We start from the raw sequence: 24,769 nt of genomic DNA on the forward strand, positions 1-24,769 counted from the left end.
ATCTTATTCCGCCAGCAATTCGATGGCGCTTTCCAGCGCGTTGACTAGGGCATCTACATCTTCTGGCCGGTTGTAAGGGGCGAACGAGGCGCGCAGCGTACCGCTGACCCCAAGGGCGGCGATTAGCGGTTGAGCGCAATGCTGGCCAGCACGCAGCGCGATGCCCTGCTCAGCCAGCAAGGTAATGATGTCGCTATGATGGATACCGGCAATATCAAACGCCAACAGGCTGGAGCCGGAACAGCGGAAACTACGGAACCCCGGCAACTGAGCCAACCGCTGCTCGGCACTGTGTGCCAAATCGCGGCTGTATTGTTCGGCTGCCGCCATATCCTGGGTGCTTATCCAATCGAGGGCCGCGGCCAACCCAAGCACACCGGCGATATTGGGGGTGCCTGCTTCAAAACAGTGTGGTGGTTTTTGTGCGGTAAAACCGTTGAAGGAAGCTTCGGTCAGCATTTTGCCACCGCCTTGCCAGGGGCCCATTTCTGCCAGCAACGCAGTTTTGCCATAGAGCGCACCAATGCCGGTCGGGCCATAGAGTTTATGCCCCGAGAACGCATAAAAATCGATATCCAGTTGCTGAACATCCGCTGGGCAATGCACCACGCCTTGCGCACCGTCGATCATCACCACGGCACCCGCGGCGTGCGCCAGTTCGATCGCGAACGCCAGGTCTGGGCAACCCCCGGTGACGTTAGACATCTGCCCCAGTGCCAAAATCCGGGTTTTCTCATTGAGCAGGGTGGGGAGCAACGCCAGATCCGGCAGCCGATCGCTGCCCAGCGGCAGTTTCACCACCTGAGTATCGGTTTGCTCCGCTACCATCAGCCAGGGGATCAGGTTGGCATGGTGTTCGGCTTCGCTCACCAGGATCTGATCGCCTGGTTGCAGGCGCGGGCGGGCATAACTTTGTGCGACCAGGTTGATCGCTTCGGTGGTGCCGCGCGTCCAGACGATGTCATCTGCCTGCGGAGCATTAATCAGCGTTGCCACCTGCTGACGCGCCCGCTCGAAACGGGCAGTCAGATCCTGCGCTGCCCGGTGCTGGCTGCGGTGGACGGTGGCAGCATCTGCGCTGTAGAACTGCTGCGTGGCGTCGATCACCGCTTGCGGTTTCAGCGCAGTTGCGGCGCTGTCGAGATAGATCCCTGGCTGTTTGAGGGCCGGAAACTGGCGGCGGAAATTGGTGGGATTGAAAGGTGTCATAAGCGGGTTATCACTGGCTTTGTCAGGCCACGATCCTGTCCTATTTTTTCGGCTGAGACAAGTTTCCTGAATAATTCGAGCTGAAAAGAATGCTGAATTACCGGCAAAAAAAAGCACCGCAAATCTTGCGGTGCTGCATAAAATCACTATGGACAGACAGGGTAAATATACAGAAATTGAAAAAACAGTAGCTTAGCTACCACGTCCGGACTGGCGGACAATTTGCAAACACAACATCACAACCACAGAGCCAAAAGTTCATCGGCGTCTTCGACACCCAATTCCTTTTCGTTCCGGCTCAGGAAGTGTCGCCACTATAGGTATTTACTGGCGCAGGCTCAACGGACAATTTATAATGGCTCGGATTAAAAAAACTAATGGAAATAACTCACTCTGGCAGGGCCACTGCGTTATAGATAACGCTGCCTGATTTTTTTATGCCGAATAATTCGGAAAGTTGTTACACAAAAGTAGCTAATTCATGTCTAAACGCTTACCACCTCTTAATGCGCTGCGGGTTTTTGACGCGGCAGCCCGTCATCTGAGCTTTACCAAAGCGGCAGAGGAACTGTTTGTGACTCAAGCGGCGGTGAGTCACCAGATCAAATCGCTGGAAGATTTTCTTGGATTGAAGCTGTTCCGGCGGCGTAACCGTTCGCTGCTGCTAACCGAGGAAGGGCAAAGCTATTACCTGGATATCAAAGAGATTTTCACTTCGATTAATGAGGCCACGCGCAAGCTTCAGGCACGTAGCGCCAAGGGGGCTTTGACGGTAAGTCTGCCACCCAGCTTTGCCATTCAGTGGCTGGTGCCGCGCCTTTCTGGCTTTAATTCAGCTTATCCGGGGATCGATGTCCGTATACAAGCCATTGACCGTGAAGAAGATAAACTGGCAGACGATGTTGACGTGGCAATCTTCTATGGCCGTGGCAACTGGCAGGGGGTGCGTGCCGAGCGTCTGTATGCGGAATATCTGCTGCCCGTCTGCTCGCCAACGCTGCTGACGGGCGAACATGCGCTAAAAGCGCCAGCCGATCTGGCTTATCACACGCTTCTGCATGATACTTCACGCCGCGACTGGCTGGCCTATACCCGGCAGTTGGGATTACAGCACATTAACGTGCAGCAGGGGCCCATCTTCAGCCACAGTGCCATGGTGGTGCAGGCGGCGGTGCATGGCCAAGGCATTGCGCTGGTCAATAACGTGATGGCGCAAACCGAAATTGAAGCCGGGCGCTTGGTGTGCCCGTTCAACGATGTGCTGGTAAGTAAGAATGCTTTTTATCTGGTATGTCATGACAGCCAGGCAGAACTGGGTAAAATAGCCGCCTTTCGTCAATGGATCCTGGCGCGTGCAGCCAGCGAGCAGGAAAAGTTCCGCTTTCGCTATGAACAGTAAGGCCGGTTAATCTCTATAAGGTGAATAACGATGAGTAGTCGTTCTATGCTGATTTTTGCCGCTATCAGTGGTTTTTTATATGTCGCTTTGGGGGCATTTGGTGCGCACGTATTGAGTAATATGCTGGGGGCCAACGAAATGGCCTGGATACGCACCGGGCTTGAGTATCAAGGGTTCCACACCTTGGCTATTCTGGCGTTGGCCATCGCGATGCAGCGCCGGGTCAGCCTGTGGTTTTACTGGAGTGGAGCGCTGCTGGCGTTAGGCATTTTGTTGTTCAGCGGCAGTCTGTATTGTCTGGCGCTATCTCACCTGAAGTTCTGGGTTTATCTCACACCGGTGGGGGGCATGTGCTTCCTGATCGGGTGGGCATTGATGTTGATTGGCGCTTTGCGTCTGAGGAAAAAGGCCGAGCGCCATGAATAAAATCGCGTTGTACTGCCGCCCTGGTTTTGAAAAAGAGTGTGCGGCGGAAATTACCGACAAAGCCGCCCAATTGGAAATATTCGGCTTTGCGCGGGTCAAAGAGAACAGCGGCTATGTGCTGTTTGAATGCTATCAGCCGGACGATGCCGATCGTCTGGCCAAAGAAATTCCGTTCCGTGAGCTGATTTTTGTTCGTCAGATGATCGTGGTGGGTGAGTTGCTGCGTGATTTACCGCCGGAAGATCGGGTGTCGCCGATTGTCGGGATGCTGATGGGCGTAGTCGATCGCGGTGGTGAACTGCGGGTGGAAGTGCCGGACACTAACGAAAGCAAAGAACTGATGAAGTTCTGCCGCAAACTGACGGTGCCGCTGCGTATTGCCATGCGCGAACAAAAGGTGCTGATGGCGCGTGAAAACCCAACGCGCCCGGTAGTACATGTGTTCTTTATCGCCCCCGGTTGCTGCTATGTGGGCTATTCCTACAGTAACAACAACTCGCCATTCTACATGGGGATCCCGCGCTTGAAGTTCCCATCGGACGCGCCAAGCCGTTCCACGCTGAAGCTGGAAGAGGCGTTCCATGTGTTTATTCCTGCCGACGAGTGGGAGGAGCGCCTGGGCAGCGGTATGCATGCGGTCGATCTGGGGGCTTGCCCCGGAGGTTGGACCTATCAACTGGTAAAACGCAGCATGATGGTACATGCGGTGGATAACGGCACGATGGCCCAGAGCCTGATGGATACCGGGCAGGTGACCCACCACCGCGCTGACGGTTTTAAATTCGAACCGACCAGCAGCAAAATCTATTGGCTGGTGTGCGATATGGTGGAACAACCGGCGCGCGTGACGGGCCTGATGATTCACTGGCTGATCAACGGCTGGTGCCGCGAGGCAATCTTCAACCTGAAATTGCCGATGAAGAAGCGCTATGAAGAGGTTTCCCAGAATCTGCAAAGTATTCGGGAAGCTTTGGCCGCGGCGGATATCAGCGCAGAAATTCATGCCAAGCAGCTGTACCACGATCGTGAAGAAGTCACCGTGCATGTGCGCCGCATGTGGTCGGCCATTCCTGGCCGTCGCGACGAGCGTTGATCGCCACTCTCTCCTTTGGCGTTCCGTTGCGCCAAGGGAGATTACCGTGCTGGTAACCGCAGTTGCTGTAGGTTACCGGTCAAGGTCAAATCGGTACGCAATGTGGCCACCTGTTTACTGATATAGGCCATCTCACGGTGTTGCTGTAGCTTGCCACGCCATTTCTCTGGCACCTGTTGCAGGTCGGCGAACAGGGTGTCCAGGCTACCAGCCTGCTGTAATAGTAAGACCGCCGTTTTAGGCCCGATACCTGCGACACCGGGGATCTTGCTGCTGCTGATCCCCGCCAACCCCCAATAGTCCGGCAACTGCTGCGGCAGTACGCCGAACTCGTTTTGCACAAACGGCAAGTCCAGCCAGCGCTTCTGAAAGTAATCACGGATTTGTATGTTCGGTGCCAGTAACTGGCAATAACCTTTGTCGGTAGAAACGATCGTGACCTGATAGCCGCCGTTAGCCACCTTGGTGGCCAGCGTGGCGGCCAGATCGTCCGCTTCATTACCTGCCGAATGCCAACTGGCCACACCTAAGGCGGCAAAAGCCTGGCGCAGTTGCGGCATTTCCTGTTGCAGGTTTTCCGGCATTGGTGAGCGCCCGGCCTTGTAATCAGGCAGTGCTTGGTGGCGCCAGCTTTCACTGCGATCGTCTTCGTCGAACACGGCGACCGCATGGGTTGGTTGGCTGTGCTGGATCAACTGTTGTAAAGCGTTCTGGCAGGCATTCAGGCATGGAGATCCCTGAACAGCGTGAATGCGGCGGATTAAGTTAAGTGCGTCAACGATCAGTAAGTGTATTGGCATGGGCGGCAACATCAGAAAAAAGAGGGGCGGCTTCACGCCGCCCGGAATTGATGATCAGGCCACAATCTCATAACAGGGCACGTAAGCGGTCCCCGGCAGTTTCATGCGGTGCTGGGCGACAAAACCCTGTAACAGACTATCCATCTGTTTCATCATCTGCGTATCACCGTGCAGTTTGTAGGGGCCAAACTGCTCAATGGCATGAATGCCGTTCTCTTTCACGTTACCTGCCACGATGCCGGAGAATGCCCGACGCAGCGCTGCAGCCAGTTGTTCTGCGGGTTGATTCGGATACAGGTTGAGGTTGGCCATGTTTTCATGGGTTGGCTCAAATGGCAGTTGCAGATCCGGCGCAATACGAATCGACCAGTTGAAGCTGTAAGCATCCCCGCTATTACGGCGGTTCTCTTTCACCAATGGCATGGCTTTCTTCATCTGACGGGCAACTTCTGCCGGATCGTCGATGATGATGGTGTAATGACGGCGTGCCGCATCACCCAGCGTATTCATAATGAATGCATCAAGCACTTGGAAGTAGTCGGCGCTCTCTTTCGGCCCGGTGAGGATCAGCGGCAGCACTTGCTCGCTGTTTTCCGGGTTCATCAGAATACCCAGCAGATACAGCAGTTCTTCTGCGGTGCCAACCCCGCCAGGGAAGATGATGATACCGTGGGCGATACGCACAAAGGCTTCCAGGCGTTTCTCGATGTCTGGCATGATCACCAGTTCATTCACCAGTGGATTCGGCGGCTCTGCGGCGATGATAGAAGGCTCGGTCATGCCGATAAAACGGCTGTTACGGTAGCGCTGCTGTGCATGGCCGACGGCGGCCCCTTTCATCGGGGCTTCCATGGCTCCCGGCCCACAGCCGGTGCAGATGTTCAGCTCACGCAGGCCCAGTTGGCTACCTACTTTGCGCGCATACAGGTATTCATTTTCGTTAATCGAATGGCCGCCCCAGCACACCACCAGGTTTGGATCTTCATCAAGGTGCAGCGTGCGGGCATTACGCAGAATAGAGAACACCAGGTTGGTGATATGGATGGAATCTTCCTGGAGATGCCGGGCGCTGACGAGTTGACCATGCACGAAAAGAATATCGCGCAAAACGGCAAACAGGTTAGCCTGTAGTGAACGGATGATGCGGCCATCAACGAAAGCGTCTTCTGGCGGGTTGACCAGCTCCAGCTTCACCCCACGTTCACGGCGCAGCACGTTGATATCAAAAGTTTCATAGCGGGACAGCAACTGTTTACTGCTGTCAGTCTGGCTGCCGGAGTTCAACACGGCCAAAGAACAATTGCGGAATAAACGGTATAGATCGCTGCTGGCAGTACGCTTTAGCATATCGACTTCTAGCTGCGACAACAGATCCATAGAGCCAAGCGGGCTGATATGTGTAATCAAGGTCACTCCTTTACGCCCACGCTGGGGCGGTAATAATCCATACCGCAGCAGAACAGCTTTTGTGCATTCATCTTTTGCACACTGCGGTAAGGATTTTTGAATTTCCTGCCAGAATATCGTGCTAAATGGCAGACACTCTTGATTTAACCTTACCGCCGTCCCCGGATTTTTACCAATAAAAACCGCTCGTTAGCTCAGTTGTTGAGCAGTGTCTCGCATTATTGGCGGGCTAGACGGCCGCGAGTAGGCTCGAAAAGCACATTGCTGCGCCATGGGTTGATATCCAACCCGCCACGCCGGGTATAACGTGCATAAACGCTCAGTTGCTCCGGTTGGCAGAAACGCAACAGATCGTTAAAAATACGCTCAACGCATTGCTCATGAAATTCGTTGTGATGGCGGAACGAAACCAGATAGCGCAGCAGCGCTTCACGGTTGATTTGCGGGCCGCGATAGCGGATTTGCACGGAGCCCCAATCCGGCTGATGGGTGATCAAGCAATTGGATTTCAGCAGATGGCTGACCAGCGTTTCTTCCACTTGTTGTTCGCTGGTGGCACCTTTCAGATAACCTGCGTTGAATTTATAGTCATCAATGCTGATATCCTGCGCATCAATACACTCACCGGCAAAATGGGCGATCGGCGAACCTGCGATCTGCTCGACGCTGTACAAGGTCACGCCGACTTCCCCCTGTGCGCAGGCTGACAAATCGCGTTGCAGCGTATTGCGCACTGTTTCCCAATCAGGGAAATGGGTCTGGTTAAAACTGTTGAGGTAGAGCTTAAAGCTTTTGGATTCGATCAGGTTGAGGCTGTTGGCATTCAGGCTGATTTCGCCAACCGCAACCTGCGGCAGGCCTTTGGCATTCAACCAGGAAAGCTCATACAGCGTCCAGATATCGGCCCCATGGAACGGCAGGTTATCGGGATAAAGCCCCAAAGGTTCACGATTCATACTGCGTGGGACCGCCTGTAGCAACGCAGCGTCGTAGTGGTCATGGTAAGCGGTCGGTTTGCCCAGCGTCAGCGTCGACAGAGCCTGATGGTCTTGATAAGAGGACATAGCTGTCACCTTGGTCTTGGAAAGGTACAATAGCCGCCAGTTTAGCGTATGTGAGAAAAAATATGGACCAGGATGTATCGCACGCACTGCGTGAATTTACCCGGCGTTATGTCGATCTCTGGCAGCAGCAGCGTGGTCATGCGCCCGCAAGCCAGGAGCTGTACGGTGTTGCTTCACCGTGCATTGTAGAAAACCGTGATGATCAAGTGTTGTGGTTGCCGCAGTCGTTTATCCCTGAGGCTACGTTGGTGAAGGTGGAAAATGCACTGGAACTGCAATTACAGCCGGATATCCATATCTTTTATACTCAGCAATATGCTGGGGATATGAGCGCGCAGTTTGAAGCGCATCGAATGACGCTGTTACAGGTATGGAGCGAGGATGATTTTATCCGCTTGCAGGAGAACCTGATCGGGCATCTGGTCACACAAAAACGCCTCAAACTTTCCCCGACGTTATTCCTGGCAACGACGGAGTCAGAGATGACGATGGTGTCACTGTGTAACGTCAGCGGTAATGTGGTGCTTGAGCAATTTGGCAGCGATAAACGTACGTTTTTGTCCAACTCACTAGCTGATTTTCTCCGTATGTTACGTCCTGTGTTGGATTAGTTGTCCTTTTTGTATCGAGCGCGTGTGAGAGATCTCTTACAAAGGCTGTAAGAGATCGCTTTTAATTTTTTCTGATGGGTGGCTTGGATTGGACTTATTGCTATCCAGATCAATCAGTTAAAATGGACTTAGGATAATCCCTTAATAAAGTTTGATGTAATCTGTCTTACATAGTCTTGTGAGACGGAAGGAATTAAGCGATCTTATGTATACCGGATAGGAACTGGTTGGAGCAGGAAAACATCAGGATGATGTAGCTTCAGGAAGAAGAAATGGATGCACTCAGGGAGAGTGGAAAGGATTGGTATCATGATGATGCCCAGGATGTTTCAGGACTGAAACCAGGGACACCTCCAGGACGGAGATTGAGAGCTAGCGCAGGACTGCTGGTGGGTCAGGAAGACTAAGGAACCGCGTCAGGACGATGCTACAGGACATAGCAAGGATTGTTTGGTCAGGATGGCCGAAGGAAAAGTTTTCAGGGATTGAGCAGGGAGCACACTGTTTAGCGGGATAGCTATAAAACGAACCGGGGGCACTGTTAACGCAGTGCCCCCAACTTTTTGGTTTTTAGTACCCGATAACTAAAAATGATTAACGTTGTTAATAATTAACTTCCGTTATTAACCAATGGCCCCCAATACATCTCCCGTGCTCTGCTTCTTTGGCAACAGGAACAGAGTGGCGTAAATATCCAACAGGTAAATGCCCGCCAGCAGGCTGATAGCTGCCGTAAAGGAAACCTGCGTCACTAGCGCACCAATCACTAACGGCCCAAGTCCGCCAACGCCACGCCCCAGGTTGAACAGGATATTTTGCGCAGTAGCACGCGCCTGCACCGGGTAAGTATCCGAAATCAAAGCGCCATAGCCACCAATCATACCGTTAACAAATACTCCCATGAGCGCACCCGCAAACAGCATCAAGGTTGGGTCGCTGAGCTGGGCGTAGCAAATCACCATCACTACTGCACCGATCTGGTAGATCACGAAGATTTTCCAGCGTGGGAAGCGGTCAGCCAATATCCCGAACAGCCAAATACCGAAGGTCATGCCGAGCACCGTGACCGCAGTCCAGACACCGGATTTGGTCAGTGAAAAACCAAAGTTTTTTGCCAGATAGGTTGGCATCCAAATCATCAGCCCGTAATAACCGAAGTTTTGTACCGAACAAAGGATGAGGATCCCTACGCTGGCTCTGCTTGTAGCACGATCCTTGAACAGCAGTTTTACCCGTTGAGTGAAGGACAGGTGTTGTTCACCGGCTTGCTGCTGCACGAATTCTTTGGGTTCACCCATGGTACGGCGGATAAAGAAAGAAACCAGCGCTGGCAGCAGGCCAACCAGGAACATGCCACGCCAGCCGATATAAGGTAGTAACAACGGGGTCAGGAAGGCGGCGGCAAGCACGCCAAGCTGCCAACCCATGCCAACGTAGGCTGAGGCGCGGTTGCGTTTCTCTGCTGGCCAGGCTTCGGCGATCAGCGCCATGCCGATACCAAACTCACCACCCAGCCCGATACCGGCTAATGTGCGGTAAGCGAGCAGATCCCAGTAGCCGACGGCGACAGCACACAGGCCGGTAAACAGGGAGAACATCAAAATGGTGAGGGTCAGAATGCGGATGCGCCCGAAACGGTCGCTGAGGTGGCCGAAGATCACGCCACCGATCACTGCGCCGATCAGCGTCCAGGTAACCAGAGAACCCGCTTCCGATGAGGTCAGACCCAATTCAGAGGTGATCACCGGCAGCATAAAGCCGAGTATCAGCAAATCGAAGCCATCCATTGCATAACCGGTAACCGAAGCCAACATGGCTTTACCGGGTGTCGCGTGATTTTTTGTTGATGAGATTGCGGACATGTCTTTCATCTGTGTGGTTTTGAGTGGGCGTATTGTGCCGTGCCGCGCGCGGCGTCACCAGATAAAATATGCATATATCACCAACTCAGCGGAGTTGGGGGGCGCATGGCTTAAATGCTATGCTTTCGCGCTGATATCAGGGCCACACAGTTTGGGAATGCAAATGAGTATAGAAAACCAGGTTCGCCGCAGTTTACAGGCGATTGAACAAGCCATGCGGGATTTGGCACTGTGGCAGGCTGCACCGCCTGAGCCTGAGGCTTTCTCCAGCCCTGAGCCTTTCTGCGTAGACAGTATGCGGGCAGAGGAGTGGCTGCAGTGGGTACTGCTGCCGCGTATGACCGCGTTGCTGGATGCCAAAGCACCATTACCAACGCGCTTTATGATCGCACCTTATTTTGAAGAGGCGCTGAAGGATAAACAGCCAAACTGTATGCCACTGTTGGTGTTGTTGCAGCGTTTGGATTCGTTACTGAATAAAGAACCACAGTAATGTATTGCCGTGTTTCGGCTCAGGGATACATCGCCTTTTAGGCTATTTTTGCAGATTTGCAGGCCGTTGTGCGGCCTGTGAAGCAATTCTGCTGAAAAATGCAGCTAAATTTTTTGATGATATATAGACTAAGAAGCCGATTTATTTCGTTGTATTCACTTGTATGCATAACGCTGCATTCAATATGTGTATTTAAGAATTAGAAGATTCTTCTGGGTATTTATAAGGGATCATAAGGTGCTGCAATAATGGATTTATTAAAGTTCATCCTTCGTCTGCCTTTTACGTTGATAAAAGGCGTGTTTCGCCTGTTGGCTTTTATTCTGGGTTTGCTGGGGCGGCTGTTCAAGCCGGTGGTCGGCAACGTTAACTGGAATGCTCCTGCCTGGGCGGTAGCGCTGTCAGGTGGGTTGAAGCGTGGTTTCCTGCGGTTGGAAAGCGGGGTGAACAAATATCCGAAAGCCATCAGCCTGTCGTTGCTGGTGTTATTGTGCGCTGCTGGTGGTGCGTTCTATGGTTGGAACTGGTGGCTAAACCGGCCGCAGCCGATTGAACCGGCACCAATGGTATATCAGGAGACCAGCGTTAAGGTGTCTGATCCCGAACCCGTCAATTATGCGCTAGCAAAATCTGCACCGCAGGAAGTGGTTCTTGCTTTCCGCAACTCGGTCGCTCCGCTGACCGATGTGGGTAAAGTGGTGGAAAAAGGCGTTACGCTTAACCCAGCCACAGAGGGGCAGTGGCAATGGCGTAATGCTTGGACTCTGGTATTTACGCCAAAAAATCCGTTGCCGATGGGGGCTAAATTCGAGGTTAACCTCGATCCTGCCGTGTTGCTGGCTCCACAAATTAAGCTTAGCAACACAAGCTACAGCTTCAGCGTGCCTGCGTTCGGCTATCAGTTGGGGAAAGCCGAGTATTATCAGGACCCACAAGATCCGCAAAAGCGTAGCGCTATCTTCAACGTAAAATTCAATGCGCCAGTCGATGTGGCGAGTTTTGAAAAGCAGATCGCGCTTGGGCTGACGGAAGCCAAGGCCAAATCGGAAAAGAAACTCAATTTCTCTTTGGTCTATGACGAGAAAAAACTGAATGCCTGGGTGCATTCGGAACCACTGAAAGCGTTGGATCACGGTGGTTCCGTGCATCTTGCTATCGGTCAGGGTGTTAAATCTGTGGTATCTGCCAATGCGACTACGGAAACCAAAGATAACTGGGTATCTGTGCCGACGCTGTACAGCCTGATGGTGAAGGATACCAATGCCCAAGTGGTGGATGCCGATGGGGCTAAAGGCCAGCGTGCATTGATCGTCGCCTTTAGCGATGCGGTGAAAGATACCGATGTTGGCCGCGCGGTCAAAGCCTGGTTGCTGCCGCAGCACGACCTTAATGAGGCAGAGGCCGATTGGGATCCGAACCAGTTTTATCGCTGGAGTGTCCAGAGCGTTGATAATAGCGTGCTGGCGCAGTCGACGCCGCTGAATATCACGCTCAACGAGGCGGAAGAAAGCTATCAGCCGCAGTTCAGCTTCAAGTTTGATGCACCTGCTCACCGCTTTATGCTGATAGAAATTGATGATCTGATGACCTCCTCCGGCGGCTATAAAATGCCAGAAAAGGTTTATCGCATCGTAGAAGTGCCAGATTATCCGAAATCCTTGCAGTTTATGTCGCAGGGTTCGCTGCTGTCGGTCAATGGTGACAAGCAAGTCAGCGTAGCGGCTCGCAACGTACCGGGCCTGCGTTTGGACATCAAGCGGGTGATTCCGAGCCAGTTACAACACATTGTCTCTTTCAAAAGCAGCGAATACTCTTCGGCACAGTTCAACCAGCTTAATGACGAATATTTTACGGAGCACTTCAAATACCAGACGGTGATCAACAATGATAAACCGGGCGAAGTGAACTATCAGGGCATTGATCTCTCACGTTATCTCTCTACCAGCCCAGATTCTCATCGTGGCGTATTTTTGTTAACGCTGTCGGAATGGCAACCGGAGAAGAAAAAGCAGCCGCAAGCTGCGGAAGAAGAGGAGAGTGAACAGACCGAAGAAGAAAGCGATGATGCGCCCAGCGTAGGGGACTCGCGCTTTGTCGTCGTGACCGATCTGGGGATTATTGCCAAACGCTCTCAGGATAAAACGCGCGATGTCTTTGTGCAGTCGATCAATAACGGAGCGCCGGTCAGCAATGCCAAAGTATCGGTGATCGCTAAAAACGGCGTAGCGCTGCTCAGCCAAACCACCGATGCCAACGGCCATGTGCGTTTCCCGGCGCTGGACGTGTATACCAACGAGCGTAAGCCGGTGATGTTCCTCGTGGAAAAGGAAGGTGATGTCTCCTTCCTGCCAACCGGTGACTATAACGATCGTGGGCTGGATTTCTCGCGTTTTGATATCTCAGGCGAAGAAACGCCGGTCGATCCGCGCACTCTGAGCAGCTACCTGTTCTCTGACCGGGGCGTTTATAGGCCTGGGGATACCGTCAATATTGGCTTGATTACCCGCGCTGCCGATTGGAGCGTCGCTCTTGCCGGTGTGCCGGTGCGTGCCGAGATCCGTGACCCGCGCGACAAACTGATGACCACGGTGCCGCTGACCCTCGGCAGCAGTGGTTTCAACGAACTGAGTTATACCACTGACGAAAATGCGCCGACGGGTGAATGGAACGTCTACCTGTACTTGATTGGCAAGAATAATGACACCACGGCGTTGCTCGGCCATACCGCCGTGAATGTGAAGGAATTTGAGCCCGATCAGTTGAAAGTGAAGCTGGAACTCACGCCGAATCGCCAGCAGGGGTGGGTGAAGCCCTCTGAATTGCAGGCAAACATTGATGTGCAGAACCTGTTCGGCACGCCAGCGCAAGATCGCCGGGTAACCTCGAAGCTGACGCTGCGGCCGATGTATCCTAATTTTGACCAATTCCCTGATTACACTTTCTACGAGAACCGCCAGAACAGCGATGGTTTTGAAACCGAACTGGAAGATAGAACCACCAATGAGCAGGGCGTGGCAAATATCCCGCTGGATCTGAAATCCTATGCGGATGCCACTTACCAACTGCAGTTGCTGTCGGAGGCTTTTGTCGCCGGTGGTGGTCGCTCAGTGGCGGCGACTGCGCGGGTGCTGGTGTCACCTTATGATTATCTGATCGGCGTGAAACCGGACGGCGATTTAGGCTACATCAACCGTGATGCGGCACGTCACCTGAACGTGATTGCCGTCGATCCTGCGCTCAAGCAGATTGCGTTACCTGATTTGAAGCTGGTGTTGATCGAGCAACGCTACATTTCTGTGCTCACCAAGCAGGACTCCGGGGTTTACAAATATCAGTCGAAGATGAAGGAAGTGCAGCTTTCCGAACAGCCATTGGCACTGACTGAACAGGGTAACGACCTGACGCTGGCGACCAATAAACCGGGCGACTTTGTGCTGGTGATTGAAGATGCACAGGGTAAAGTGCTCAACCGCATTGCCTACAGCGTGGCGGGCAATGCCAACCTCAGCCGCTCACTGGATCGCAATGCCGAACTGAAGCTGAAACTGAACCAATCGGAATATCAGCCGGGTGAAGAGATCGAGGTTTCGATCAATGCCCCTTATACCGGTAGCGGCTTGATTACCATCGAAAAGGATCGGGTATACGGCTGGCAATGGTTCCATTCCGATACCACCAGTTCGGTACAAAAGATCCGTGTCCCTGCCGGGATGGAAGGCAACGGCTACGTTAACGTGCAGTTCGTGCGGGATGTGAATTCCAGCGAAATCTTTATGAGCCCGCTGAGCTATGGCGTAATGCCATTTAAAATCAGCACTCGCGCCCGCCAGAACAGCCTTGAAGTGCTGGCACCTGCGGTGATCAAGCCGGGTGAAAATCTGGCGATGACGGTGAAAACCGATGGCCCGCAGCAGGTAGCGCTATTTGCCGTAGATGAAGGGATCCTGCAGGTGGCACGCTATCGCCTGAAAGATCCGCTGGAGTACTTCTTCCGCAAGCGGGAACTGAGGGTTGAAAGCTCGCAAATCCTCGATTTGATCCTGCCGGAATTCAGCAAACTGATGGCGCTGACGGCGGCACCGGGTGGTGATGGCGGTGAAGGGTTGGATCTCAATCTGAATCCGTTCAAGCGCAAGCGTGACAAGCCGGTGGCCTACTGGTCGGGTATTACCGAAGTGAATGGTGAGAAACAGTTCGACTATCCGGTGCCGGATTATTTCAACGGCAAAATTCGGGTGATGGCGATTTCGGTTACGCCGGACAGAATCGGCAAAGCGCAGACTTCCGCAACTGTGCGTGACAATTTTATTATGACGCCGAATGTGCCTGCGATGGTGGCACCGGGTGATGAGTTTGATGTCAGCGTTGGGGTCAGCAACAACCTCGAAGGGCTGAATGGTCAAGCCGTTGCGGTGAGCATCCAACTGACGCCGCCACCACAGCTGGAAGTGGTGGGTAATGCCGAACAAAACCTGTCGTTGGCAGAAAAACGTGAAGGTGTGGTGAGCTTCCGCCTGCGTGCCAAATCATCCCTCGGCGATGCACCGCTGGTGTTCGATGCCCGCTATGGCGACAAAACCAGCCGCCGTACCATCAGCACCTCGGTGCGCCCGGCGATGCCTTACCGCACGCAGTCGGTGATGGGCCGGATGAACGGCAGTAGCCAGAAAATCGATAATCTGCGCCAGATGTTTGATGCCTATGCGCAGCGTCGAGCGGCAGTCTCTTATTCGCCATTGGTGCTGACCAGCGGCTTGGCTCAATATCTGGCGGATTATCCGTATCACTGTTCTGAGCAGATTGTCAGCCGCTCAATCCCGCTGATGCTGCAAGGACAGCACCCGGAAATGAACAGCAGCCTGAGCCAGGCAGAAGTCAGCAAACAGTTGAAAAACCTGCTCGGCGTACTGCGTTCACGCCAGAATGACAGCGGTGCGATTGGCGCATGGCGTTCATCGCCGGATGCCGATCCGTTTGTGACGCCGTATGTGGTGCAATATCTGCTGGAAGTTAAAGCGGCAGGTTATGCGCTGCCAACCGGCATGCTGGAGGATGCCAACGGTGCGCTGCGTGAACTGGCTGCCAGCCGTTATGACGATCTGTATCATTTGCGCCTGCTTACCTGGGCGGTTTATCTGTTGACGTTGCAGGGTGAAATCACCACTAACTTGCTGGCTTCGGTGCAGGATACGTTGCAGAAACTGTATCCAGAGAGCTGGAAAACCGATCTGAGTGCTCTGTATCTGGCTTCGTCTTACCGCCTGTTAAAAATGGATGATGAAGCCAATGCGCTGTTGCAGCCAAGCTGGAATGAACTCAGCAAAGCCTATGACAAGGGCTGGTGGACGCAGAATTATTTCGATCCGTTAGTGCAGGACGCCACGCGGTTGTATCTGATTACCCGCCATTTCCCGGAAAAAGTGTCTGCGATACCTCCGCAGGTGCTGGAGAATATGGTCAAGGCGCTGAGAGAAGAGCGCTATACCACCTATTCTTCGGCTATGAGCATTCTGGCGCTGGAGAGTTATTCGGCACAGGTAACGGCGCAGTCCTCCTCGGCGGAGACGCTGAAGATCGCGCAAACCAGCAAGCGTAGCGATGTTGATCCACAGATCATTTCGGCGTTGGAAGGGCGGTTTATCAAAGGGCAGTTTACTGCTGATGCGCAAGCTATCCAGTTTGAAAATAGCCGTGATGCGCCAGCTTGGTACGTGGTGACGCAAGCCGGTTACGATCTTGCTGCGCCGCAGAAAGCGATTTCGCGCGGCCTGGAAATCACCCGTGATTACACCGATGAGCAAGGTAAACCACTAGCGCAGGTGACGCTGGGGCAGAAAATCAATGTGCATCTGAAAATCCGAGCCAACTCGAAAGAGGGGCAGGATAATCTGGCGATTGTCGATCTGCTGCCTGGCGGGTTTGAGGTAGTGCAGCAAACGCCTCCGCCACCGGAAACGGAGAGCGAAGGGGAAGGTAGTGATGATACAGACGCTGGCTGGCAGTCGCCGCTGGCGGTATCGGGCTCCACCTGGGCGCCGGACTACAGTGATATCCGCGAAGATCGGGTGATCATTTATGGTAGTGCCACGACCGATGTGCAGGAGTTCGTTTACCAGATCAAAGCGACCAACACCGGTAGCTTTGTGATCCCACCGGCTTACGGTGAAGCCATGTACGATCGTGAAGTGCAGGCGGTATCGGTCAGCAGCGGTAAATTGGTTGTTGGACCAGCGAAAAACTAATAAACCGCCATTACCCCCTGTCGTTGGTCAACGGCGGGGGGATGTGCTGAGTCAATGATGAAAACCACCCCTGCTTTCTCTGCGGCGGTTAAACGCTGGTTGCAGAATATTATTATGGCGGTCGTGCTGCTGGCGCTGGTACTCCTCGGTGTGCGCCTCTGGCCGCATCCGCCGCTATCTCAGGGCGTGCCTCTCTCTTCGGTTTATTACGATCGCCAGGGTGTGCTGATGCGCATTACGCTGGCGAATGACGATCGTTATCGCTTGTGGACACCATTGGAACAGGTTTCTCCGCTGGTGGTGCGCGGCATTTTGCTGCATGAAGATCGCTGGTTCTATTACAACCCCGGTTTTAACCCGATCAGCCTGGTGCGTGGTTTTTGGCGCAGTTATGTTGCCGGGGGCAAAATGCAGGGCGGCTCGACCATCACCATGCAACTGGCAAGGATGCACTGGCATCTGAATACCCGCACGCCAAGCGGTAAACTGATGCAGATAGTGCGAGCCGTACAGTTGGAACTCAGCTATTCCAAACACGATATTCTGGAAGCCTATCTGAATTACGCCCCTTACGGCCGCAATATTGAAAGCATCGGTGCCGCTAGCCTGATTTACTTCGCCAAGGCACCGCAAGATCTGACATTGCCGGAAGCGCTGACGCTCTCCGTTTTGCCACAATCCCCCAGTTATCGTATCGATCCAAAAACCGGTGTGCTGGGTAATGCCCTGACGCAGGCCCGCAATCGCCTGTTCCAACGCTGGCAACAGGTTTATGTTACCGACAGCAGCCAGCAAGCCTTGTTTCAGTTACCGCTTGCGCTGCGCCAACCGGAGCAGATGCCGTATATTGCCCCGCATTTTATCGAGCAACTGCGCCAACAGAAGCAACAACTGGTTCAGCGTGATACCCGCATCGACACCACGCTGGATGCAGGCTTGCAGCGGCTGATTGAAAAGCAGGTGAACGCGTTCATTGCTCGCAATCAGAGCCGGGGGATCCATAATGCCTCGGTATTACTGGTGGATAGCCGGGATATGGGAGTGCGGGCGCTGGTGGGCTCTGCCGATTATTACAACCGCGAGATCCAGGGGCAGGTGAACGGCACCAATGCCAAACGCTCGCCGGGCTCGACGCTCAAACCCTTTATTTATGCGCTGGGTATGGAGCAGGGTGTATTGCACCCGATGACTATTTTGAAAGATGTGCCTTCATCTTTCGGTGCTTATGCACCAGAGAATTTTGACCGGCGCTTTCTGGGGCCGGTAACTGCCACGGATGCACTCAATTTCAGCCGTAATATTCCGGCGGTATATGTCGCTTCACAGCTACGGCAGCCGACGTTCTATCAGTTTTTACGCCTGTCTGGCGTGGCTAATATGGCCAGTGAGAACCACTACGGGCTTTCGTTGGTGCTCGGCGGTGGCGAAGTCACGGTGCAGGAACTGGCAAAACTGTATGCGTTGCTGGCAAATCGCGGCGCACTGCGCCCGTTACGTATGCAAAAAAGTGATGTTTCCCCTCAGCCGATACGTTTGCTCAGTGAAGAGGCCAGCTTTATCACTTTGGATATGCTGCGCCAGCACCGTCGGCCCGGCGATACTCTGGCACAGCGTTCATCTTCGCTGCCGGTCTATTGGAAAACTGGCACTTCCTGGGGATTCCGTGACGCCTGGAGCGTGGGTATTTTCGGCCCCTATGTGCTGGTGGTTTGGGAAGGGAATTTTGACAGTAAAGGCAACAACGTGTTTGTCGGCGCTGATGCTGCCGCACCGCTGTTTTTCAATATCATCGACAGTGTGAATGCCAGCTACCCGGCGTTGCAGGAGCCGAAGCGTCCGCTGCCAAAACAGCTTAAGCGGGTGGATATCTGCCTAGCCAGCGGTAATTTGCCGACGCCATGGTGCCAGCAAAAAGGCAAAACCTGGTTTATCCCTGGCAAATCGCCGATTAAGGTGGATACCGTATATCGCCCGGTGGTGCTGGATATCCAGAGTGGGGAGGTGGCTTGCCCGCCCTATGATGAAACGCAAACCCGCACCGAAGTGTTTGAGTTTTGGCCTTCCGATCTGGCGAACGTGTTTGCGCAGGCTGGCTTGCCGAAACGCGCTCCTCCGGTGAATCGTTGTAAAGATAACGGTATTGCCATCAGCGGCAATCCGCCGCGCATTACTTCACCGCTGAAAAATACCACCTATACCTTAAGGCAGTCGCAGCAAGGGCGGGACAAAATAGCCTTCAATGCCGTCACCGATGCCGACAGTAAAACGGTGTACTGGTTTGTGGATGATATCTATCTTGGCAGCAGCGCCAGCAAAACAGCAATCGACTGGCGTCCGGTCAATAACGGCCAGTATCGCATCAGGGCGGTGGACGATCGTGGCCGGGCGGACAGCCGGATGATGATGATTGAACTGGTGAATTGACCGGCGTTGCGCAAAAGGAATATCTTCCTTGAGCACTGCCGGTCACTGTCGCTATACGCAGAGCACTCCGGCTTTCTGCGCCATAGATTGCAGGTGGCCAAACACATTACCGACGCGCAGACCGTTGTGCTCATACTCATTGGTGATCCAGGGGGTCAGATTCCCCACTTGCTGCGCGGTCTCCAGCGACAGCCGGACATCGACGTACATATCGCTGAAGTAAACCGCGGCGAATACCGGTACCTGGTTTTTGAGCAAGCGCTCGCTGTTATACAACGGTGACCAGACCCGGCGTTCGGCCAATATCTTGACGGCGTCGTTGAACGGGCGCAGTGCCGCAATGTCGGTAAACATCCAAGGATAGATCATCTCACCGGTCAGGTAGAGCGGCCGACGATCTTCCGCAAAGGCATCAAAATTATGGCGCAGGCGCTGCGCGGCCCAATTGGTGGCTTTATCCTGCGCGTAGATACTTTCATGCAGCACGGCAAACAGCGGGTTTTCCGCATAGCTGGTGAGGGTCATAACCTGTGACAGGAAAGTATCGCTGAACTGCCCATCAGGATTAAAGGCCTCGTCGAACAGCCACAGCAGCCGTTCATAACCTTCGCTCATGCCCAGATCGATTCCCAGGCTTTGCAGGCGTTTGACGGTCAGGCGATCGCCATCGGGCAGCAAGACTTCCTGCTGCTCAAGCCGATCGGCGATCAGGCCTATCTGTTCTTCAAGGTGCGGATAGCGCTGATAGAAAATCCGGTTTTTCGCTACCACTTGCGGGTAGGTGTGTGCATAAACCTGATCGGCGTCTGGCTGCAGGCTCGCAAGGCCACCGGTCATAAAACAGGTGTGTAATCCTTCCGGTGCCTGGGAAAGGTAAGTCAAAGTAATGAAGCCGCCGTAACTTTGCCCGAGCGTACTCCAGGGGCGATCGCCAAAGCAGGTTTTACGCAGATATTCGGCATCCGCCACAATCGAGTCTGCCCGGAAGCAGGACAGATAATCGGCTGCCTGAACGTCGCTGAGCCCGGCTAGACTTTTGCCTTCAACCCGGCTGCTGCGCCCGGTGCCGCGCTGATCGAGCAAGATCACCCTGTAGGTTTTCAGGGCTTCGGCGATCCAACTGCTGCGCGCGGTAGGGCGTGGACTTTTTCCGCCTGGTCCACCTTGGAGAAATAGCAGGCAAGGTAGCTGTTCTTCGCGACGGGTAGGATCCACCAATTCGCGGGCAAAAACCTCAATGGTGCTTGTATCCTGATCGTCGAACCATTTCAATGGTACCTGGATAATATGTTCACGCACCCAAATTGCGGGTAGCAAGTACTCTCGTGCAACAGTCATGTTATCTTCCCTTTTGTTCTTCCCTCATTCTTCAGTGGCTTTATACAGCCAATGGCGTTTTACGAAGCTGTTCTCGTACCAAGGAATTGGCCAAGACTATCTCATTGGGTCAATAAGGTGCTCTTTTTCAGAAACCACTGATTTTCCTGACTGAAAGATCAGTTTCGTTTGGTTTGCATCGCGCTTGGTTTGACCTACAAGCAGAGGTGAGGCTTTTTCAAACGACCCCGAACATGATGAACATAACTCGCGAAGACGGATCTGTGCTAGTACGTTAACGCAATGTAAAATGATCGCCATCACAATATTGATGATAGCTTTTAATGCCCGCGTGCATGCTGAGCGATCAAGTCGGTTTTGCTGCGTTCGATACCGGGTCGTTAGCACAACGGTGATTGTTCGGGCGTGGTCACTAATGGTAAATCGTCAATACTGTTTCACCTCGCCAATGCAGGCAGTTTAATCTCACCGAAAATGGCCTACGTGCATGTAAGGCAAAGTAAAATTGGACACCCCTTTAATAGGGAACTATATCTTAATCAGGGTCAGGTTTTATACCTGACCTTATTGTTTTCGTCGTGAATCATGATCGTGAAAGGCGAACGCATCCCCCGTAATAACTATATGGAGTAAGCCATGATTACAGAAGCACAAGTCAATCAGGCCCAGCAGGACTGGTGCGATGGTTTGGTGAGAATCGGGGCGACGTATCGCCAGGGTGGGGATTACCAAGCTGTTGCTGCGGCTGTTGTAGATACCCTTTACGATTACAAAGATGGCGTGGTGTTCTTCAAGCCCACTTTGGCACATGGGGCCAAGACATTCCGCAGTAGTCGTGAGGGGGCTATTTCTTACTTCGTCGGTGGGAACCCTGATTTTCCTGATGATGCGGGCTTTGCCTTAAAAGTTTGGCAAAAAGTCTGGTACGACAACAATGCCGCTGAGAACGGTATTCAGATTCATGGTGATATTGCGATCACTATGGGCAATGTCTATCTGGTTAGCGAGAATAACGAGGAAGTGATGGTAGATAAGACCTTTGTTTTCCGTCGCTGTGCTGATGGCCAGTTGCGCCTATGTGCACATAAATCAGCGTTGCCTTTTACTCCTTCGGCCAAATAATACTTTTCCATGCCGCTTTGGCACATGTATGAGTAGCCGCGGCTCCGGAGGAGGAAAACCCATGGATGAGGTTAATAACCAAGGGGCCAAAGCACCTGTAAGCTAAAGTATTACAAGTATAAAAAGCATCATTACAACTTCCATTAGCCCGCAAGCTAATTTCACGGAATCAGCAGAAAGAGGGCGTCATGAATATCAGCAAAGGTTTTTCCGGCGATCTTTTCGGTGGGCTGACAGCGGCGATTGTTGCTTTGCCATTGGCTCTGGCCTTTGGGGTACAATCAGGTATGGGGGCCGTAGCCGGGCTCTATGGGGCTATTGTTCTTGGTATTCTGGCGGCACTGTTCGGTGGCACTCGTACGCAGATCAGCGGCCCAACCGGGCCGATGACCGTAGTATCCAGCGCGATTATTGCGGCAGAGATTGCCTACTTTGGCTCCTTGGAAGCCGCGCTACCCTCCATAGTGGTGACATTTGTTCTTGCGGGACTGCTACAGATCCTCATGGGGATGCTCAAAGTAGGGCAGTACATTCGTTACATGCCTTACCCCGTTATCTCTGGATTTATGAGCGGTATCGGTCTGATTATTATCATCACGCAACTCTTTCCACTCATGGGCCTGGCTTCGCCCGGTTCGCCGTTGAGCACCCTACTCGCCGTTGGTTCGGCCATCGGTAGTATCAATCTGCAGGCGCTATTTTTGGCCTTGGGCACTATCGCGACCATTTATCTGTTCCCAAAAATCACCAAAGTCATCCCAGCCACGTTGGTTGCCCTGGTGTTTTTTACCTTATTGTCGATAGTGTTAAAATTGCAGGTCCCCACCATCGGCGATATACCACAGGGGTTACCTGAACTGCATTTGAATGCCTTTACTCAGATCGAGTGGCATGATCCCGCTATTATCATTTTTACCGCATTGACCCTGGCCAGTTTAGGCGCGATCGACTCCCTGCTGACCTCTGTCGTCGCTGATAATATGACGCGAACCCAGCACAGCTCTAATCGCGAATTGATTGGGCAGGGGATTGGTAATGCGGTGGCGGGGTTATTCGGCGGGCTTCCTGGTGCAGGGGCCACCATAAGAACGGTAGTTAATATTCGTTCCGGCGGTCACTCACGCCTTTCGGGAATAACGCATGGCTTGATTCTGTTATTTATTTTGTTGGGTGCCGGTAAATATGCTGGCTTGATCCCGGTGCCAGTGCTGGCCGGTATTCTGATCACGGTAGGGATCGGTATTATTGACTACCGTAGCCTGAGGGACTTGCGGTCAATTCCCCGTGCTGATGTGGTGATTATGCTGAGCGTGACGTTACTCACCGTATTTGTCGATCTCTTGCAGGCGGTGGGGATCGGGATGGTTATGGCCGCACTGTGGTTTATGAAACAGATGGGCGATCTGACAGAACAAAAATCCCAAGGGCATTTGCTGTCAAAAGATCAACGGGTGATTCTGCCCGATGAGCAAAAATGGCTTCATGGGCACGAAGAACAAGTCTATATACAACATTTTGACGGGCCGATTTTCTTTGGTTTTATCTTTGGCTTTAACCGTATCATTCGGGAATTGCCTGAGGTGAAAACCGTGATTTTCCGTATGGAGAATGTGCCCTATATTGACCAGAGCGGATTATATGCGTTCGAGGACGCTATGACTAACCTGCGACAAAATGGCATTGAGATAATGTTCTGCGCATTGCAGGCACAGCCGCGAAGTATGTTAGAAAAGATTGGACTGATCCCAAATCTGGTATCACCAGACAAGATCGTCGAACGTTTTGAGGATTTGGTGCCACTATAGCCAGTGAGTCAGCGGTTAATTTGAGAGTTCTATTTCTCCTCAGGCTAATGCCCATCAATGTTGATGGGCATTAGCGATAAACTCTAAGCCACGCTCGTTTTTCATTGTTACCAGATGGCAGGTTACATATCAAAAAAACAATCTTCATCGAGTACTGATGTGGCTATTTTCTGCACTGGGCCGCACATTCTGACTTGGAAATCACCGCTGAAGCTAATAATTAACTGCCCACCGGGCATATGCACGGTAACCTTGTCATCAACCAGCCCAAGTTTGCGCATCGCACTGGCGGCAGCACAACTGCTGCTGCCAGACGCCAATGTATAACCAGATAATCGTTACCTAACCCGTGATAGCGGTGAAAAACAAGTTCGTTCATTGGCATCTCATAAAGTGGTGGCGGTTTTATTCACACTGGTAAAGCATCATGTTCGTAACAACGTTTGTTAACCGACTCTCCATATCGATCTCACCTTGCATCGCGAAGTGAGATCGCCGGATGCTGATTCATCAATAACTAAACCGCTCAAAGATCTCTTTAGCGGCGGCTTCATAAGCTAACGCTTTCAGCTCCATGATTTGCTTCATATCTTTAGAATCCCGGTTATGGCGGCTACTGACGGCGGAATTCTCGAAAGTTTGCGGCGTAAAGCTCGTCCAGCGACCAGTCAGAACGTCAATTAGAGCAACACGCAACACGATCCGCATATGCTGAGTTTCGTCAGGTAATACACTGCCAACAAAAGGCACCCACGAAATGACTTTAGTGGCTTCATTTTCGCTGCCGCTTTCTAACTGCCCCCAGTAGACCAGGATCTTATCCTTACCGCCGTTAGCGGCTGTCAGACGCAGAAGTTTAGGATAATCAACGGTAGAGTCTTTACTCTGGCTTTCGCCATAACGGCATGAGTTGGGGGGGATCCCGGAGAACACGGCTACGGAATAAAACTGCTTGAGGGCATTCTGCATGGCAGGATCGGGCGTCATGGCACCTGACTGGATCAGCAAAATAGACGAATTCTTAGGTAATCTGAAAATGGAGCGGGCATTGTTGAGGGCCGTTTTGATATCGTTATCAGTAATACCCTGCTCAGGCATTGCGCCCAGTACGTCCTGATCCCTTAATTCACCGTTATAAAACTGATTTTGCCCATTACCGGCATTGGAAATGGAACGTGTTTCACAGCCTGATACCATCAGGATGCCTAAGACGACAAACAATAACCCGCACCATTTACCCATAGAGCTATTTTTCATATATTCATTCCCTAAATTATGGATAGCTAGCTGATATTAAAGATTACCAGAAAGCAGAATTTACCCCCATTGCACATTTAATAATCTAATAAAATCCCGATAGTTAACAGTCTATTTACTCGCAGTGGGTAGAAAGGTAGAGCTCGTTCGGTTGGTTTTACACGAAGCAGTCATATGCAGTCATCGTGGCCTAACTTTGAGGGGGACCAATGTGCCG

General features: G+C 52.6%; 16 protein-coding genes and 1 pseudogene. 9 read left to right on the plus strand and 8 right to left on the minus strand.

The window, feature by feature from the left end:
* Positions 1-3: 3 nt before the first annotated feature.
* Positions 4-1,209 carry a cysteine desulfurase CsdA gene (gene csdA / locus ACX1CU_RS05090; protein ID WP_459401526.1) on the minus strand — a complete coding sequence of 402 codons (1,206 nt, stop codon included), beginning with the start codon at positions 1,207-1,209 and terminating at the stop codon, positions 4-6.
* Between the two features lie 481 nt (positions 1,210-1,690).
* Here csdA and ACX1CU_RS05095 point away from each other — a divergent pair, with 481 nt between their 5' ends.
* From ACX1CU_RS05095 to rlmM, 3 genes are read left to right on the plus strand one after another with little or no spacing between them, the layout of a single operon-like run.
* The gene (locus ACX1CU_RS05095; RefSeq protein ID WP_459401527.1) at positions 1,691-2,608 is read left to right on the plus strand and encodes a transcriptional regulator GcvA; all 918 of its coding nucleotides are present in this window, start codon (positions 1,691-1,693) and stop codon (positions 2,606-2,608) included.
* 30 nt (positions 2,609-2,638) lie between these two features.
* On the plus strand, positions 2,639-3,034 hold the full coding sequence (locus tag ACX1CU_RS05100) for a DUF423 domain-containing protein (RefSeq protein ID WP_459401528.1): 396 nt from the start codon (positions 2,639-2,641) through the stop codon (positions 3,032-3,034).
* Positions 3,027-4,127 carry a 23S rRNA (cytidine(2498)-2'-O)-methyltransferase RlmM gene (rlmM, locus tag ACX1CU_RS05105; protein ID WP_459401529.1) on the plus strand — a complete coding sequence of 367 codons (1,101 nt, stop codon included), beginning with the start codon at positions 3,027-3,029 and terminating at the stop codon, positions 4,125-4,127. Before ACX1CU_RS05100 ends, rlmM begins: the two co-directional genes overlap by 8 nt.
* Before the next feature lie 41 nt (positions 4,128-4,168).
* On the opposite strand, the gene xni is transcribed toward rlmM, so the two are convergent.
* The 3 genes from xni to queF all read right to left on the minus strand — a co-directional run bounded on the left by xni (position 4,169) and on the right by queF (position 7,398).
* The gene (xni, locus tag ACX1CU_RS05110; RefSeq protein WP_459401530.1) at positions 4,169-4,927 is read right to left on the minus strand and encodes a flap endonuclease Xni; all 759 of its coding nucleotides are present in this window, start codon (positions 4,925-4,927) and stop codon (positions 4,169-4,171) included.
* Between the two features lie 54 nt (positions 4,928-4,981).
* Positions 4,982-6,334 (minus strand): nucleotide 5'-monophosphate nucleosidase PpnN, encoded by a 1,353-nt coding sequence (gene ppnN / locus ACX1CU_RS05115; protein ID WP_459401531.1) that lies wholly within the window; start codon positions 6,332-6,334, stop codon positions 4,982-4,984.
* A 218-nt stretch (positions 6,335-6,552) separates the two neighbouring features.
* The gene (gene queF, locus ACX1CU_RS05120; protein WP_459401532.1) at positions 6,553-7,398 is read right to left on the minus strand and encodes an NADPH-dependent 7-cyano-7-deazaguanine reductase QueF; all 846 of its coding nucleotides are present in this window, start codon (positions 7,396-7,398) and stop codon (positions 6,553-6,555) included.
* 62 nt (positions 7,399-7,460) lie between these two features.
* On the opposite strand from queF, the gene syd reads away from it, so the two are divergent.
* Positions 7,461-8,009 (plus strand): SecY-interacting protein, encoded by a 549-nt coding sequence (gene syd, locus ACX1CU_RS05125; RefSeq protein ID WP_459401533.1) that lies wholly within the window; start codon positions 7,461-7,463, stop codon positions 8,007-8,009.
* A gap of 623 nt (positions 8,010-8,632) precedes the next feature.
* Here the strand turns inward: syd and ACX1CU_RS05130 are convergent.
* Positions 8,633-9,871 (minus strand): MFS transporter, encoded by a 1,239-nt coding sequence (locus ACX1CU_RS05130; protein WP_459401534.1) that lies wholly within the window; start codon positions 9,869-9,871, stop codon positions 8,633-8,635.
* A 163-nt stretch (positions 9,872-10,034) separates the two neighbouring features.
* On the opposite strand from ACX1CU_RS05130, the gene ACX1CU_RS05135 reads away from it, so the two are divergent.
* The 3 genes from ACX1CU_RS05135 (at position 10,035) to pbpC (ending at position 19,030) form a co-directional block, all read left to right on the plus strand.
* Positions 10,035-10,364 (plus strand): YqcC family protein, encoded by a 330-nt coding sequence (locus ACX1CU_RS05135; RefSeq protein ID WP_459401535.1) that lies wholly within the window; start codon positions 10,035-10,037, stop codon positions 10,362-10,364.
* A 248-nt stretch (positions 10,365-10,612) separates the two neighbouring features.
* On the plus strand, positions 10,613-16,606 hold the full coding sequence (locus ACX1CU_RS05140; RefSeq protein WP_459401536.1) for an alpha-2-macroglobulin family protein: 5,994 nt from the start codon (positions 10,613-10,615) through the stop codon (positions 16,604-16,606).
* A gap of 57 nt (positions 16,607-16,663) precedes the next feature.
* Positions 16,664-19,030 (plus strand): penicillin-binding protein 1C, encoded by a 2,367-nt coding sequence (pbpC, locus tag ACX1CU_RS05145; protein ID WP_459402726.1) that lies wholly within the window; start codon positions 16,664-16,666, stop codon positions 19,028-19,030.
* A gap of 51 nt (positions 19,031-19,081) precedes the next feature.
* Here the strand turns inward: pbpC and ACX1CU_RS05150 are convergent, their stop codons facing one another.
* On the minus strand, positions 19,082-20,368 hold the full coding sequence (locus tag ACX1CU_RS05150; RefSeq protein WP_459401537.1) for an alpha/beta fold hydrolase: 1,287 nt from the start codon (positions 20,366-20,368) through the stop codon (positions 19,082-19,084).
* A gap of 636 nt (positions 20,369-21,004) precedes the next feature.
* On the opposite strand from ACX1CU_RS05150, the gene ACX1CU_RS05155 reads away from it, so the two are divergent.
* Together ACX1CU_RS05155 and ACX1CU_RS05160 are read left to right on the plus strand one after the other, a co-directional pair.
* Positions 21,005-21,490: a hypothetical protein gene (locus tag ACX1CU_RS05155; RefSeq protein ID WP_459401538.1), complete on the plus strand. Its 486-nt coding sequence runs from the start codon at positions 21,005-21,007 to the stop codon at positions 21,488-21,490.
* Positions 21,491-21,678: 188 nt separating this feature from the next.
* Positions 21,679-23,295 carry a SulP family inorganic anion transporter gene (locus ACX1CU_RS05160; RefSeq protein ID WP_459401539.1) on the plus strand — a complete coding sequence of 539 codons (1,617 nt, stop codon included), beginning with the start codon at positions 21,679-21,681 and terminating at the stop codon, positions 23,293-23,295.
* A 122-nt stretch (positions 23,296-23,417) separates the two neighbouring features.
* Here ACX1CU_RS05160 and ACX1CU_RS05165 read toward each other — a convergent pair.
* Positions 23,418-23,633 (minus strand): annotated as a pseudogene (locus tag ACX1CU_RS05165) (diaminopimelate epimerase); the annotation flags it as partial.
* 172 nt (positions 23,634-23,805) lie between these two features.
* On the minus strand, positions 23,806-24,552 hold the full coding sequence (locus ACX1CU_RS05170) for a hypothetical protein (RefSeq protein ID WP_459401540.1): 747 nt from the start codon (positions 24,550-24,552) through the stop codon (positions 23,806-23,808).
* Between the last annotated feature and the right edge of the window lie 217 nt (positions 24,553-24,769).

Source organism: Serratia sp. D1N4, assembly GCF_054552755.1.